Origin of the sequence: Oceanivirga salmonicida (assembly GCF_001517915.1) — a bacterium.
GTDB lineage: Bacteria > Fusobacteriota > Fusobacteriia > Fusobacteriales > Leptotrichiaceae > Oceanivirga > Oceanivirga salmonicida.
The window spans coordinates 1-14,450 of sequence record NZ_LOQI01000042.1; the positions used below are offsets into that span (position 1 = coordinate 1).

A 14,450-nucleotide genomic window follows, 5' to 3' on the forward strand; every position below is an offset into this window, starting at 1 on the left:
TAAAATGTACAACTGTTTTATATGAGAAAAAAATATACCAAAACTGCAGTATCACAAATAATTATATACATTTACCCAGATTAGTCGATATTGAAATTAATAAATTAAAATAAATCAAAAAAACTTTTTTTAGAATTTTCTCTAATAACGACAACAGTTACAGGCTTTTTAACAGTTTTTTAAGCCCATAAAAAATAAGCCTCAAATTTGAACGAATTTAACTTCAAGCATATTTTATGCCCCAAAAATTAATTTGACTCGTTTAAAGCGATTATTTAGTAAGGGGTAAAAGTACATTTATTTTTTATTATTTTTTTATATGTCCGATAATGTATCTTATGATTAAATTAATTTTTTTCCATTCCCTTCTATATTCGCATTCTGTTTTATGTAATTTTCTTTATAGCTCTATTCTGTTTTTTTGATTTATTTTAATTTATTAATTTCAATATCGACTAATCTGGGTAAATGTATATAATTATTTGTGATACTGCAGTTTTGGTATATTTTTTTCTCATATAAAACAGTTGTACATTTTAAGTTTATTTATAAAAATATTTATTTTTGTATCTATTTATTTTTTTAAAAAAATATAAATGTTAATCTAAAAAAAATATAAATATATTTTTGGATTTATAAAAATTGTTTTTGTTTTTTGGTTTAAAAATTTTGTGCGGGGCATATTTTTTTTGAGACATAATATTTCGGTTTCGATCTCTTTTTTATTTTTTTGTGGTTTAAGTTTTTGATCGTTTTATTCGTTCATAAGATGGAACGTTTTTTTCATTTATAAGTTATCGCTTTAAAAAAGCCTTTTGTTCAAAAATATCTCTGTTTATAATTTGTTGAATTTATCTAATTTTGTTCATTTTATTAATTAAAACAAATAAAATCAATGTACTTTCGAATTGTACAAAGTTATTAACTTTTGCACTTTTCAACAAAAAAATGTAAACCGTTAATTGATTTACATTTCATTTAATAATGTTGTCGGGTTTATAACTTTATACTTATTTGATAATTTCATTCCAAGTTCTGCTTGTTTATATACTGCTAATATTGTGGCATTTAGACTACTATAACCTTGTGCCTTATAACTTGCAATCATTCCTGTTAATGTATCACCCATGCCTGCATTTGCCATTTTACTGTTACCAATATTAATTATATAGTAATTTTTACCATCATATATTATATTATTTTTACCTTTTAATAATACAATGCCCTTAAAATGAGTTTTAAAGCGTTTAAGTGATTCAAAAGGTGATAATGTAAGGCTTTCTATGTTTTCACCCGTTAAACGGCTAAATTCTAGCATATGTGGGCTTATTATGCATTCTTTGTTTAGTAATTCTATCATTTCTTTGTTTTGGGCAATAATAGTTAATGCATCTGCATCAAGTACCAAATTCTTATCTATATATTTTAAGATTATTTCTTTTGTAATATTGTTAACCCCAAATGATGGTCCTATTGCATAAACATCACATTGAATGTCATTTTCTATTTTTTTGTTTATACATTCAGGATTATAAATTAAATTTCCATTTATAGTTGCAGCGTCCGATAATAAAAATGTATATCCTGCACCTGATCTAATACTTGCTTTTACACTTAATAATGCTGCTCCATTTTTGGCATATATACCTACTTTTCCAAAATCTCCTTTATTACTAAATACATTTTTCTTTATTAAAATGCTTTCAATATAGTCTTTATCTACTAAAAATTTATTAGATACATTTTTAAATAAGGTTGGATTTACCCCTATATTACATAGTTCAACTTCAATATCTTTATACAAAAGTTGTTCTTTATAACTTGATATCATTAAAACCTTATCAGTTTTTAGCATAGGACTTGGTAAATCAATAGAAATAATTTTAGAAAATTTTGATTTATTTCTATTAATATTTTCTATCAAACTTTTATACGGTTCACTAACTTCTCCTATTATTCCTACCCCAAATATTGCATCTATAAGTATATCAGATGGCTCTAAATCAGTTATAAATGGAATGCCTATATTTTTACATATTTTATAATGAATTGTCTTATTTTCAGGGCATATTATTTTAATTTTTTTATTTTTCATATGCAATAATCTTGCTAATGCTAATCCATCTCCACCATTATTACCATGACCAGCAATAATTAGAAAACTATTATTATTTTCTAAATCTAATTTTTCTAATATTGATCTCGCCGCATTTTCCATTAATATATTTTCAGGTATTTTATAATCATTAATTAATATATCATCTATTTGTTTAGATTCTTTATTATTTGTTATATTTATCATAATTTTTCACCTAATTCCAATAAATATTTTCGTATTTCATCTTTTAAATCTTTATGTCTTAATCCAAATTCAACTGTAGCTTTAAATATACCCATTTTATCTCCAGCATCATATCTTATTGCATCAAATTCATATGCATATAATTTATGATTATCTTTTAACATATTTAATATAGCATCAGTTAATTGTATTTCTCCATTCTTACCTGCTTTTATATCTCGTAAATAATCAAATATTTCAGGCTCTAAGATATATCTTCCTAATGCTGCATATTGACTTGGGGCTTCATCTATATCAGGTTTTTCAATAAAATTTTTAACATTTACTGTTTTATCATCTACTTTATTATCAATATCAATAATACCATATTTTGAAACATGATTTTTTGGAACTTTTTGAACTCCTAATATATTACCAGGTCCTATTTCATAATATTTATCAATTAATTGTTTGCATACTGGTTTACCTTCAGTATACATGATATCATCACCTAATAACACCAAAAACGGCTCATTCGCAACAAAACTCTCTGCTTTTGAAATTGCATGACCTAAGCCTAACGGCTTTTTTTGTCTAACATAATATATATTGGCCATATTAGATATTTTTATAACATCGTTTAATAAGTCAAATTTTTTTCTTTCTTCTAACATAGATTCTAATTCATATGATGAATCAAAATGATTTTCAATAGAATTTTTATTTCTACCTGTTATTATTAAAATTTCTCTAATTCCAGATTCTGTCAATTCTTCTATTAAGTATTGCAATGCTGGTTTATCTAGTATAGGTATCATCTCTTTTGGTTGTGCTTTACTTGCTGGTAAAACTCTTGTACCTAGACCTGCTGCGGGAATAATTGCTTTTCTAATCTTTTTCATATTTCCTCCCTATTCAAAAAATTTATTTCTCTTTATATTTATTATACCATTTTTTTTATGAATTATATCAACGATTCCTTTGTATTGTAAATCAGAATAACAATGTAGCATATCACAATTACCGTCATAATTTATTTTAATAGTTTGACCATTTTTTATTTTTATATATTCTTCACTATTTAATGTTATTTTATCAAGTATAATAGCATCTTCTACATTAATGATTTCAACATTTTTAGGATTTTTAAACTGTGCTATACTTTCTCTTAATAAGTACGACATAGTTGCAACAGTGCCTAATTTATATGCTATATCTCTGACTAGTGATCTAATATATGTTCCACTTGATACTTTTGTTCTAAAACTTATTTTGTTATCTTTTAATTCAATATCTTTTATATATTCAATTTTTACATTTCTTTTTGGTATAACTACATCAATGTTTTTTCTTGCTAAATTATATAATTTCCGACCATTAACCTTTATAGCAGAATATTTTGGCGGTATTTGTTCAATTTCGCCAACAAACTTTTCTAATATGCGACCGATAAGTCTAATATTTATATTTTTAGGTATAGAGGCTTTTTCAATAATTTCCCCTTCTAAATCAAGAGTATCTGTTTCAAAACCTAAAACCATTTCTACAAAATAAACTTTATCTTTTTTCATTAATAAATCTGATAATTTAGTTGCCTTATTGCTCATTGCTATCATTAAACCTTGTGCTAATGGATCAAGTGTTCCTGCATGACCAATTTTTTCAAAATTATATTCACTACCTATCTTTCGTATTTCTTTATATGAACTAATTCCGCTAGGTTTATTTATTAATATTATTTTACTATTTTTCATATCAACCTTTCAAAAAAGGCTAGTTTATTTTCACTAGCCTGTATTAAATATCTAAATCTATATCACTTTCTGATTGTCCTATTGGTAATTTCTTTCTCAATAAATCCATCACTTGCAATTTAACCGGTACTTCAATTATTGCTATTGTATTAGGATTTACTATTTTTTTGTATTCATTATCTTTAGTATCTAAAAATTTATCTAATTTAAATGCTATTGGATCTACATTAGGCTGCATTATTTCTAATTCTACTTCATCATCAATTATTACTTTATTTCTCATATATACTTTATATTTATTATCACCCATATCTTCTAATACATTAGCAACTAATTGATATGTTTGACTATATGATAAATTTGTATCATAATTTTGATCTAAATCACTTGTTTTTCCAAAAAAGAAACCTTGTGAATATAGTCTATGACTTATAGTTTGAAGTTCTAACATCCATTTTTCATTGTATTTATAATTTCCTTTATAATATGCATCTATTGCTTCTCTATATTGTTTAGTTACTGTTGAATTATAGTAAATACTTTTCATTCTACCTTCAATTTTAAGCGAATCTACTCCTGCTTCTATAATTTTGTCTATAAATTCTATTGTACATAAATCTTTTGCATTGAATATATATGTACCCTCATTATCTTCTAATATTTCATGTGCTCCTGTTGATTCATGATCTTCTGCCACTACTTTATACTTCCATCTACAATCTTGTGCACAGACACCCCTATTAGCGTCTCTATTGGTAAAGTAATTACTTAGTAAACATCTTCCAGAGTATGCCATACACATGGCACCATGTATAAATACTTCAATTTCTATGTCAGGCACTTTTTCTTTTATCTCTTTTATTTCTTTTAAGGTCATTTCTCTTGCTAAAATAACTCTTGTTGCACCTAGGTCTTTCCATGCTTTAACTGTCGCCCAATTTATACTATTAGCCTGTGTACTTATATGTATCTCCATATTAGGTGCATGTTCTTTTACTGTATGAAATACTCCTAAATCTGATACAATAACAGCATCAACATTAATTTCATCTAAATATTTAATAAATCTTGGCATGTAATCTATATCTTTATTATGAGCAAATATATTAAGAGTAACATATACTCTTTTTCCTAATTTATGTGCATACTCAACTGCTTCTTTTAATTCTTTATCTCTAAAATTAGCCGACATTCCTCTTAAATTAAAAGCTCCACCACCTATATAACATGCATCTGCACCAAAATGTATCGCTTCTTTTAATTTTTCCATATTACCTGCTGGTGATAATAATTCTACTTTGTTCAAATTTCCTCCTTAATATTTTGTATGTACGGATTTAAATCTTTGATATTTAAAGTTTATTGCTAGGTTTATAGTACCTGTTTCTCCGTTTCTATGTTTTCCAATAATTAATTCTGCTATTTCTTCATCTGCATTATATGTTTTATTATTATCATCTTTTTCCTCATCAGAATTATTGTTATATTTACTTTTTTCTAAATTCTTATAATATTGTTCTCTAAATAAAAACATTACTTGGTCAGCATCTTGTTCTATTGACCCTGATTCACGCAAGTCCGATAATAATGGTCGCTTGTCAGATCTAGACTCAACACCTCTTGATAATTGAGATAATGCTAATACTGGTATATCTAATTCTCTTGCTAAATTCTTTAAAGACCTTGATATTTCAGAAACTTCTTGTTCTCTACTACCATATTTAGATGAACTTGATGATATTAATTGTAAATAATCAATAACTAAAAAATCTAAATTATATTTTGTTTTAAATCTTCTAGCAATATTTCTAATTTCAAGCATACTAACTCCTGCTTTTTCAGATATAAATAAATCATAGTCTTTTATTTCATCTATTGCTTTATTTACCCTTGCTAAATCAGTGTCGTTTAATCTATTAGTTACTAATTTATTCATTTCAACATTTGCAACTGATGATAAAATTCTTGTTAATAATTGCTCATTACCCATTTCTAGTGAAAATATTAATACGGTTTTACCTTGTTTTGCAACATTAGTTGCTAAATTAAGAGCAAATGCAGTTTTACCCATAGCAGGTCTTGCTGCCAATATTAATAAATCCGATTTATTTAGTCCTCTTGTAATTCTATCATATTCTGTAAAATTAGTTTTAATAACATCTTTTTCATCTATTCCATTTTGCATATTATATAATCTTGTAAATTTTTTATCTGCTACATCTTTTATAGAAATAACTCCAACAGTATTTTCGTTTTCGTCAACTGCTAATATTTTTCTTTGAGCTATTTCCATTAAATCCTTATAATCATAGTGTTCTCTTTTAATTTCATCTTGTATTTCCAAACAGGCATGATTTAACTTAGACTGTATAGATTTATTTTTTAATATATTTATATATGTTTCAATATCAATAACTAATGGAGCATTACTAATTAAGGAAGTAATTTTATTACGACCTCCTAATTCTTCTAATATACCTCTTGATCTTAATGTATCTTCTAATACTAATATATCAAATTCTCCATATTCTCCTGATAAATATTGCATTGCATCATATAACTTTGCATATCTTGAAATTGAAAAATCATCCATTCTTAGTTTATTATTTACTTCTGAAACAAGTTCTGGATTAGATATTAAAATACCCAATACTATTTCTTCTATTTCTAATCTTGTTTGATTATTTTCTTCCATTATAACCCCTTGACATCAACATTTAATTTAGCAATAACATCTTTATGTATTTTAATTTCTAATATATGTAAACCTAAATCTTTAATTCTAGCATCTCCTGATAAAGTTTTCTTATCTAAATTTATATTTAACTGTTCCTTTACTGTTGCAATTATTTCTTTTGGACCTATTGAACCAAATACTTTACCATTTTCTCCTGCTTTAACAGATAATGTTATACTTTTACCATCTATTTCATCTTTTAATTTATTTGCTGCCATTAAATCTTTTTTTACATTATTTAAAAGTTTAGCTTTTTTTTGTTCTAATTTATTTAAATTTTCTGGTGTTGCAGATACTGCTTTTTTTTGTGGGAATAAAAAATTATTAGCATATCCATCTTTTACAAGAACTATCTCATCTTTCTTTCCTATTCCTTTGACATTATCTAATAAAATTACTTTTATTTTCATAATTAAATCCTTTCCGCTTCTAATCTTTTTTTAGTACACATATTGATTTTATTGACTTTCAATATATTCAATTTTCTTAAATGTGTACCATTTTTAAGCCTTTTTATATTTTTTAGTACCTTTTTAGAACTTTTTTACCTACTATTTTAATAAGTTAAATCTTGGGCCTAGTTCTCATTTTATGTACTATTTAATTTATTATACACTATTTTTTATTTTTTTTACACCTACATTTACCAACATTTTTAATTTAATTTATGAAAACGGTTTCATAAAATATCTCTCCTATTTCCTAAAACAACTTTTTGAAAATCTAGTCAAAAATAGTTGTTTTGCTCTAATTCTATCAAAATTTATCTCTAAAAATACCCCATTATTACGTAAAAAAATGTAATAATCAAAGGTTTTGTAATAAAAATGTAAACCCTCAACCCCTTTATTTATAGGCTCTATATCTACTATATATCTATATATTACTCTTATTACATAAAAAATATAATATTATAATATATTAAAATAGTTGTTTGTTGTTTATCATCTAGTTTATAGAGAAAAGATTTTAGGCCCTATTTTTTTGTAAACATGTAATAATCTCTATAACCCTTGATACTATTGAGTTTGCTACATTCTTGATTTTCACCCCTTACATTTTGAAAAAGGTAATACATATAAATCAAGGGGTTTATACATGCGAATTTTGAGAATTTCTCGAGAATTAACAGGGGGTGCGGTCCGACAGGTTGGTTTGGCTCAGTTTTATCACTACCCCCACCTTATTTAATCAATACTAGGTAAAATCAACGAACGGTAATATCCGTTGGCTAAAATAAAGGGACTGTATCTATAAATATCTACATTTTTAATAATGTTTTCAAACACAGTTCATTATTTCGCGTTTTAAGGCTCAAAAATAGATAAAGCCTATACATTACACCTTTTTTTAATTTTCGTTAAAATTTACCCTATAAAAATAACTCATATTAGGTTATAATTAGACATATAACTATTGAAATGGAGTTGATAAGATATGATAAAGTTCAAAACTGAAATAGACAAGGGTAATAAATATATTAAAGGTCTATTTTGTTATTTAATTATTCACTATGATTATTATTGTGATGAATATCAAAATGTACAAAATGAGATAAAAAATATTGATTTATTAGTCAATGGATATAAAAGCCCGACTAATATTACTAATGATAGGGTAATGGGTGGTAAAAGGCCCTTGAATAGTTTAGAGATTAAAGAAAATAAATTAAAAGCATTATATAAACAAAAAGACCAACTATTTGATTTAATTAATTTAATAGATGATACAGTTAATTCAACATGTTTTAGAATCAGTAAGGACGGTATCAAGCGTCTCGGAGAGCCAAAAATAAGAAAAAATACCGAAGTATTAAACACTTTACTAAACAATTACCCGTACAATAAACATTTAGCATAATAGAAACATAAAAAGGGTCTCATATCTAGGCCCTTTTTTTCGTGTTATATGTTAAACCGTCCTCCAGGTTTCTCCTAAATACCTAAACACATTGAGTTAAAAAAACTGTATAATGCTTTTAGTTCGGCCACAATTTCTTTTTTTTTCGCCCTAAATTCTGGAAGCCTGCCTCTTAAATTCATTTCGGCCATTGTTTCAGTGGTGCTTTTATTTTGAAAATAAAATAAATCTATCAATTTATAATTTCTATCATCTAACATTACTATTGATAATGGTTTATCTAACTTATACAATTCAACTTGAGTATTACCCATTTTATTAATTAAATAGCCTAGTTTTTCTTTAAGTTCATCTACATTTTCATTTGGGTTATCTTTAATTATTTGGCTTATTCTCTTGTCTAACTCTAATATCTCGTGTTCTAATATCTCAATTTTTTTCTTATTTTTAGGGTAATTATATAATAGAACCTCCATTTCAACCATTGTTAATATACATGCTTCTTTCCTTTCCCACTCAAAAAAATCACCTAATAATTTTTCTATTACCTCCTCTGGTCTTCCAGTAGGTTTTTTTGCTTTCTTAACCCACTCTCTCCACCTTTTTGCTCGTTCCTCTGCTTTTATATTTTCCATTAAAATATCTCTCATCGTTCCCCCTTTCTATTCCTCAATTCTATCAAAATTTATCTCTAAAAATACCCTAAAGTTACACTTTTTTATATAACTTTTACCCTAAAATGAAACCCAAATGTAACCGTGAAAATCTACTCTAACCCTTGATAATATTAAGGTTTCTACACTCTCATAAAATAGGGTACATTTTGAAAATAGTAACTTACTCTACATTTAACTACTTAACAACTTTTATGCTATCTCGTTTGCCCTTGTATTCATTAGGTGAAATTAACTCGGCCGAGATTTCGGCTCAATTAATTTATATGATATTGATATCATTAGCGAAGCCAAATGTGGCTTGATTAAAAGTTGTTGATATTATTAGAAAACCCAGATTTGAGGTCTCTAAATTTTATATTGATTTTTAATAATCAATATGTTAGCATATATTTAAGGTGGGGTATCAAACCCCTTACCTTAGAATAAGTTTCTAATTATAGCAATTATCATTAAGGTATAGTAGATAGTTGCTATTTTTATACAAAAGGGGCCTAATATAAGGCCCTATTTTATCTTATTCATTGTATTCAGTATATTCTATATTTTCATAAGCATGCTCTATTAACATTGTTGCTATTCTAGTTCTACTTAACCCAGTTCTTTGTCTTATTTCCTCAATCTTATTATAAGCACTAGCATATAATCGTACTACCTCGGTTTTTCTTTCGCTCTTAGTTGTTAGTACTTTAATTTTCAAACCCATTTGTTTGCCCTCCCATCTTTTATTTTGCTTTTTATGGTTCTATAATGTATAATTATACTATAGACAGTAAAAACTAGATAACGGGTGTGCTAATTCCTATTACTTGGTAAAAATATTTTAAAGTTGTTTTACCTTGTATATCTAAATTTTTGCCGTCTTTTTTCATTTTCTCATTTGCTAGTTTGATTTTCTTATATGCCGTTGTTCTACTACAACTTAAAAAGTCCATTACATAATCATACCCTATTACTCTATCTTTCATTGTAACACCCACCTAAGCACTCTTTAACAATAATTCATTGTCTATTGCTAATAATAATTTAATTTCCTTGATTAATTCTTTTAAGTTTTGTGCCTTACTCAATATAACTAATCTTTTTGCCACCATATTTTTTAATTCTATTAATTCACTTAAATCTAATTTTTCAATATTCATTGTTAATCGCTCCTATCCTATTTTAAATATTTTTACCTAGAAAATACTTTTCCATTTCGTTTATTACCTCAATATCAACACCTTTAGACTGTAAGTATAAACATATTTGTTTTGTAGTATCAATTTCAGTCAATATTTTAAATGCCATACTATCACTCGTATCATCACATACCGTTCTATTAGTTGCCATTGCTTCGTAGTGTTCTAATAACTCATGTAGTTCGTCAGTTAAGATATTTGTTGAATTAAATCTATTATAATGTAGTATTTTTATAGTCTCTTGTTTTAAATTCTTTTCTACTAACCTGCTTGTTATTTTGATAATACCATTATTTCTATTATCATCATCTATATAATTTGTATGTATATTACTTATACCACCATTATAGTTTGGATCTATTTCAAGGTTCGCATTTAAATGTGCCTCTAACTCCCCATAAGTTTGTGATTTTAACTCTTTTTTTATATTCATTTTATTTTCCCCTATTCTTTTTTATAATTTAATCAATCTTGGCTAATTATTCGGCTTATCCTAGGTATAAAATATAGTTTAGCCATACTTTGATACCTTTTTTTAATTTAGGCCCTTAAAAAGCCTATTTATAATCTAAATCTAAAAATAATATATTGCTTAAATTAATACCTATCATTGTAAAGGTGATTACTGTTGATACTATAATTAATTCATTATTTGGGGCCTTTGTATTAATCTTATATAACATATAAAGCATAGACCCTAATATATACCCTAATTCAGTATATTTAATAAATTTACCCATATTTAATTGCTCCTATTCATTAATTTGTTATACTCGTCAATAGTAAGTACTTTTAAATTGTTTTGACTTGCTATAATTTCACATAGTCCTATATCATCTATCATACTAGTATATTGATTACCTTGTGTACTTAACAACTCTTGTTTTATCAACTTACCTTTTTTGATAAGTTTGTTATATAGTGGTCTATGTTTTATATTTCTACTTAATTCATTTTTAGGTTTATTATAAAACTCACTCAATATATCATTAAATACAAACATTTTACCCTTATTAGTCTTTACTGCTCTTATTAGGCTTGTATCTTTACCATATGCTATCTTAATATCTTGTCTTAAATCTCTTATTGTATTCATCTATTTCACCCCCCTTTCATATCAAAAATAATTTAATCATTAAACCCTACTTATCATAAGAAAATATATTTTCCATTTCTTTACTTGTTAAATCTAAAATATTATTTATTTTGACTAATTCTCTTATGATAAATTCACACTCACCATTTATTTTTTGATTTAGAATTTCAACACTGATATTTAATTCATTAGCCATATATTCTAATGATAAATTTTTTGATTTTATTTTTTCTTTCAATAGTTCACTATTAATCATTTTTACCACCTTTCATTACTCGTTACCTAAATAAACATATCCGGGTTTAGATTATAAGTATCACATAATATTTTTATATCATCTAGGCTAAATCTATAACCGTTAGACTTATTTATCTTACTTGATACCGTATTAACTGTATTATTCAATAGTTCGGCAATATCTTTTTGCTTTATATTGTTTTCTACTAAAAATACTTTAAATTTTGTATAACCTTTCATCTCTATCATCTCCTTTGTTTTTCATAAAATTTCTATACTCTAATTGTTGTATCATAGATTTTCTATGTTATATATTATTATAATATCATAGATTTTCTATAAAATCAAGTTTTTTTTAAAATAATTTTACTTTTTTTCATAGATATGTTATTATTTAATAAAAAGTAGGTGGTAAATATGGTAAATGTAGGTTTGAATTTAAAAATATTAAGAATAAAAAAAGGTCTAACATTAGAGGAATTAGCAGAGGAATTTAGAAAAATAGGGTATAAATCTTGTACTAACCCTCTAATATCTAATTGGGAGAATAACAAAAATAAAATATCTAAAAAATATTTAAAGGCTTACAGTGATTATTTTGATATTCATGTAGATGATATTACTGATTATAATTTTGGTAGTGTGTCTTATGATAATGAGTATTCTACTAATTTTAGTACTGATTTTTTATCATTAGGACACAATGATAAAGTGGAATTGGTTTTATCATTAAAAGAGGAGATAAAAGACTTTAAGATTAAGAATAAAAAAAGAATTGACCGTATCAAAAATGAGGAGGCCCTAGTAGATTTATCGTTAGAGATAGAGCAAGCCAACAAAGATATTGAATATCTTAATAATGAAATAAATGGTATAGATGATAGTGTTCTAATTGAATTAGCACAATACTACAAAATAATACCACAATTTAATTTTACTTTTAGAATTTCAAATGATAAAGATATACTACAACTAGAAAAAGACATAATAAACCTATTGACTGAATTAGATGATATAAATGAGATAGTAGAAATAAAACAACTTATACAATTCAAACTAGATAAAAAGAATAAAAAATAAACATTTAGGAGAAAATAAAATGCTTAGACTTTTTAATGAGAAAAAAATAAATCAAACTTTGAAAATGTTGAAAAATGATGAAAGCCAAATGCTTTCATTTTTAAATCATATACCTAATTACTATAAAAATGATGATTTATATAATAAATGGGTCTATTTATTAAAAAAATTAAGAAATAAAAAACCATTAGAAAAAGATAGATTTAGTAAAATAAGACCATTACATAACGAATTGATAGATATCAATAATGAAAAAAAGGGGGCCTAATGTATGGCAAGTTATAAAAAACTAGATAACGGTAAGTGGCAAGTATCTTTTTACTGTAAAGATTATCTAGGTAATAATAAGAAATATAAAAAGACTGGCTTTGATACTAAGAAAATGGCAAAAGAATATGCGGATAATTTCATTGCTAAAAATAATGGTACTAGCAATATATTACTTACCGACTTATTCAAGGAGTTTTTAGAAAATAAAAAACCTAGTATAAGAGAAAATACAATAAATTCATATAACAATACATATAAAACTATATCAACATATTTTAAGGGCCTAAGTGTTAATGAGATAACTAAAAAACACCTTTTAGACTTTTTTAACTTATTCATTGATAAAAAAGCAACTCAAAAAATATTAAAGATACACCTTAATTTAGCATTTAATTATGCTACTAACTATTATAATCTTAAAGTTAACCCTTTAAAAAATTTCAATATGATAACTAAACAGACAATAAAAAAAGAAAAAGAGATATTGACCCTTGATGAATTTAAAATATTTTATGAAAAATTGAAACAATTCTCTAAATTAAAAACAAGGGTTTATTTTTTATTGTTGTATTTTACTGGTGCTAGGTGTGGAGAGATATCTGGTCTTACCCTAAATGATATTGATCTAAAAAAAAGTACAATATTTATAAATAAAACCCGTATAAGTCTAAATAAATGTAACAGTCCAAAAAATAATAATAGTATTAGATATGTACCATTACCAAAATATTGTATAGATGAATTAAAAAAATATATTGATACACTACCAGATATACCAGGTTTATTTTTATTCTCCCCTAAAACTGTATATACTTGTCTAATGACATATTATAGGAATAAAGGAATACTAAAAAAAGGTATATCATTACACAGTTTTAGACACTCTCATGCTTCATATTTAATAAATAAAAATATTGATATAGCAAGTATTAGTAAAAGATTAGGACATAAAAACCCTAAGATAACACTTGATACATACAGTCATTTTTATAAACAAAAGCAAGACAAAGTATTAGAATTATTAGAAAATATAGATATTTAAAACAAAAAAAGGTATATTGAGTACCTTTTTTTAATAGAACTTTTTTAGAACTTTTATATATAATCAGATTTATAAAACCTTTAAATTAAAAGGCTACATATAGTCGTTAAATCCTTTCTGCTTCGAACAAGCTTATTACATTATTTATAAATTTATCTTTATTATTCATAATTTCATCTAAAATTACTATTCTATATCTTAATTTTACAAAATTAAATATTTCTTCTTCTATTTCACG

General features: G+C 25.3%; 19 protein-coding genes. 4 read left to right on the forward strand and 15 right to left on the reverse strand.

Annotated elements, in window-relative coordinates; all coding sequences use genetic code 11:
• Positions 1-967: 967 nt before the first annotated feature.
• From AWT72_RS05700 to rplI, 6 genes are read right to left on the reverse strand one after another with little or no spacing between them, the layout of a single operon-like run.
• On the reverse strand, positions 968-2,302 hold the full coding sequence (locus AWT72_RS05700; protein ID WP_067142153.1) for an NAD(P)H-hydrate epimerase: 1,335 nt from the start codon (positions 2,300-2,302) through the stop codon (positions 968-970).
• Positions 2,299-3,183 carry a UTP--glucose-1-phosphate uridylyltransferase GalU gene (gene galU, locus AWT72_RS05705; RefSeq protein WP_067142156.1) on the reverse strand — a complete coding sequence of 295 codons (885 nt, stop codon included), beginning with the start codon at positions 3,181-3,183 and terminating at the stop codon, positions 2,299-2,301. The genes AWT72_RS05700 and galU overlap by 4 nt, the downstream gene beginning before the upstream one ends.
• A 9-nt stretch (positions 3,184-3,192) precedes the next feature.
• On the reverse strand, positions 3,193-4,035 hold the full coding sequence (gene truB / locus AWT72_RS05710) for a tRNA pseudouridine(55) synthase TruB (RefSeq protein ID WP_067142159.1): 843 nt from the start codon (positions 4,033-4,035) through the stop codon (positions 3,193-3,195).
• A gap of 43 nt (positions 4,036-4,078) precedes the next feature.
• Complete coding sequence (locus tag AWT72_RS05715; protein WP_067142162.1) at positions 4,079-5,341, reverse strand: peptidase U32 family protein; 1,263 nt, start codon at positions 5,339-5,341, stop codon at positions 4,079-4,081.
• Between the two features lie 9 nt (positions 5,342-5,350).
• Entirely contained in the window at positions 5,351-6,730 is a 1,380-nt protein-coding gene (gene dnaB / locus AWT72_RS05720) for a replicative DNA helicase (RefSeq protein WP_067142165.1), read from the reverse strand.
• Complete coding sequence (rplI, locus tag AWT72_RS05725; RefSeq protein WP_067142169.1) at positions 6,730-7,182, reverse strand: 50S ribosomal protein L9; 453 nt, start codon at positions 7,180-7,182, stop codon at positions 6,730-6,732. Before rplI ends, dnaB begins: the two co-directional genes overlap by 1 nt.
• 1,027 nt (positions 7,183-8,209) lie before the next feature.
• On the opposite strand from rplI, the gene AWT72_RS05730 reads away from it, so the two are divergent.
• Complete coding sequence (locus tag AWT72_RS05730; RefSeq protein ID WP_067142172.1) at positions 8,210-8,632, forward strand: hypothetical protein; 423 nt, start codon at positions 8,210-8,212, stop codon at positions 8,630-8,632.
• Positions 8,633-8,706: 74 nt separating this feature from the next.
• Here AWT72_RS05730 and AWT72_RS05735 read toward each other — a convergent pair whose 3' ends face one another.
• The 9 genes from AWT72_RS05735 to AWT72_RS05770 all read right to left on the reverse strand — a co-directional run bounded on the left by AWT72_RS05735 (position 8,707) and on the right by AWT72_RS05770 (position 12,060).
• Complete coding sequence (locus AWT72_RS05735) at positions 8,707-9,282, reverse strand: hypothetical protein (protein WP_067142175.1); 576 nt, start codon at positions 9,280-9,282, stop codon at positions 8,707-8,709.
• A gap of 541 nt (positions 9,283-9,823) precedes the next feature.
• Positions 9,824-10,012: a hypothetical protein gene (locus tag AWT72_RS05740; protein ID WP_067142178.1), complete on the reverse strand. Its 189-nt coding sequence runs from the start codon at positions 10,010-10,012 to the stop codon at positions 9,824-9,826.
• Between the two features lie 73 nt (positions 10,013-10,085).
• Positions 10,086-10,274 carry a hypothetical protein gene (locus AWT72_RS05745; protein ID WP_067142181.1) on the reverse strand — a complete coding sequence of 63 codons (189 nt, stop codon included), beginning with the start codon at positions 10,272-10,274 and terminating at the stop codon, positions 10,086-10,088.
• A gap of 12 nt (positions 10,275-10,286) precedes the next feature.
• A complete protein-coding gene (locus AWT72_RS09495) occupies positions 10,287-10,448 on the reverse strand; it encodes a hypothetical protein (RefSeq protein WP_156413091.1) in 162 nt (53 codons plus the stop codon).
• A 22-nt stretch (positions 10,449-10,470) separates the two neighbouring features.
• Positions 10,471-10,920, reverse strand: a complete 450-nt coding sequence (locus AWT72_RS05750) for a hypothetical protein (protein ID WP_067142184.1) — start codon at positions 10,918-10,920, stop codon at positions 10,471-10,473.
• Between the two features lie 124 nt (positions 10,921-11,044).
• On the reverse strand, positions 11,045-11,227 hold the full coding sequence (locus AWT72_RS05755; RefSeq protein ID WP_067142187.1) for a hypothetical protein: 183 nt from the start codon (positions 11,225-11,227) through the stop codon (positions 11,045-11,047).
• A 2-nt stretch (positions 11,228-11,229) separates the two neighbouring features.
• Positions 11,230-11,583 carry a hypothetical protein gene (locus AWT72_RS05760; RefSeq protein ID WP_067142190.1) on the reverse strand — a complete coding sequence of 118 codons (354 nt, stop codon included), beginning with the start codon at positions 11,581-11,583 and terminating at the stop codon, positions 11,230-11,232.
• Between the two features lie 46 nt (positions 11,584-11,629).
• Positions 11,630-11,839: a helix-turn-helix domain-containing protein gene (locus tag AWT72_RS05765; RefSeq protein WP_067142192.1), complete on the reverse strand. Its 210-nt coding sequence runs from the start codon at positions 11,837-11,839 to the stop codon at positions 11,630-11,632.
• Positions 11,840-11,865: 26 nt separating this feature from the next.
• Positions 11,866-12,060: a helix-turn-helix domain-containing protein gene (locus AWT72_RS05770; protein ID WP_067142195.1), complete on the reverse strand. Its 195-nt coding sequence runs from the start codon at positions 12,058-12,060 to the stop codon at positions 11,866-11,868.
• A 177-nt stretch (positions 12,061-12,237) separates the two neighbouring features.
• Here AWT72_RS05770 and AWT72_RS05775 point away from each other — a divergent pair, with 177 nt between their 5' ends.
• From AWT72_RS05775 to AWT72_RS05785, 3 genes are read left to right on the forward strand one after another with little or no spacing between them, the layout of a single operon-like run.
• Positions 12,238-12,900 carry a helix-turn-helix domain-containing protein gene (locus AWT72_RS05775; protein WP_067142197.1) on the forward strand — a complete coding sequence of 221 codons (663 nt, stop codon included), beginning with the start codon at positions 12,238-12,240 and terminating at the stop codon, positions 12,898-12,900.
• 19 nt (positions 12,901-12,919) lie between these two features.
• Positions 12,920-13,168 carry a hypothetical protein gene (locus tag AWT72_RS05780; protein ID WP_067142200.1) on the forward strand — a complete coding sequence of 83 codons (249 nt, stop codon included), beginning with the start codon at positions 12,920-12,922 and terminating at the stop codon, positions 13,166-13,168.
• 3 nt (positions 13,169-13,171) lie between these two features.
• Positions 13,172-14,212 (forward strand): site-specific integrase, encoded by a 1,041-nt coding sequence (locus tag AWT72_RS05785; protein ID WP_067142202.1) that lies wholly within the window; start codon positions 13,172-13,174, stop codon positions 14,210-14,212.
• Positions 14,213-14,450 lie beyond the last annotated feature (238 nt).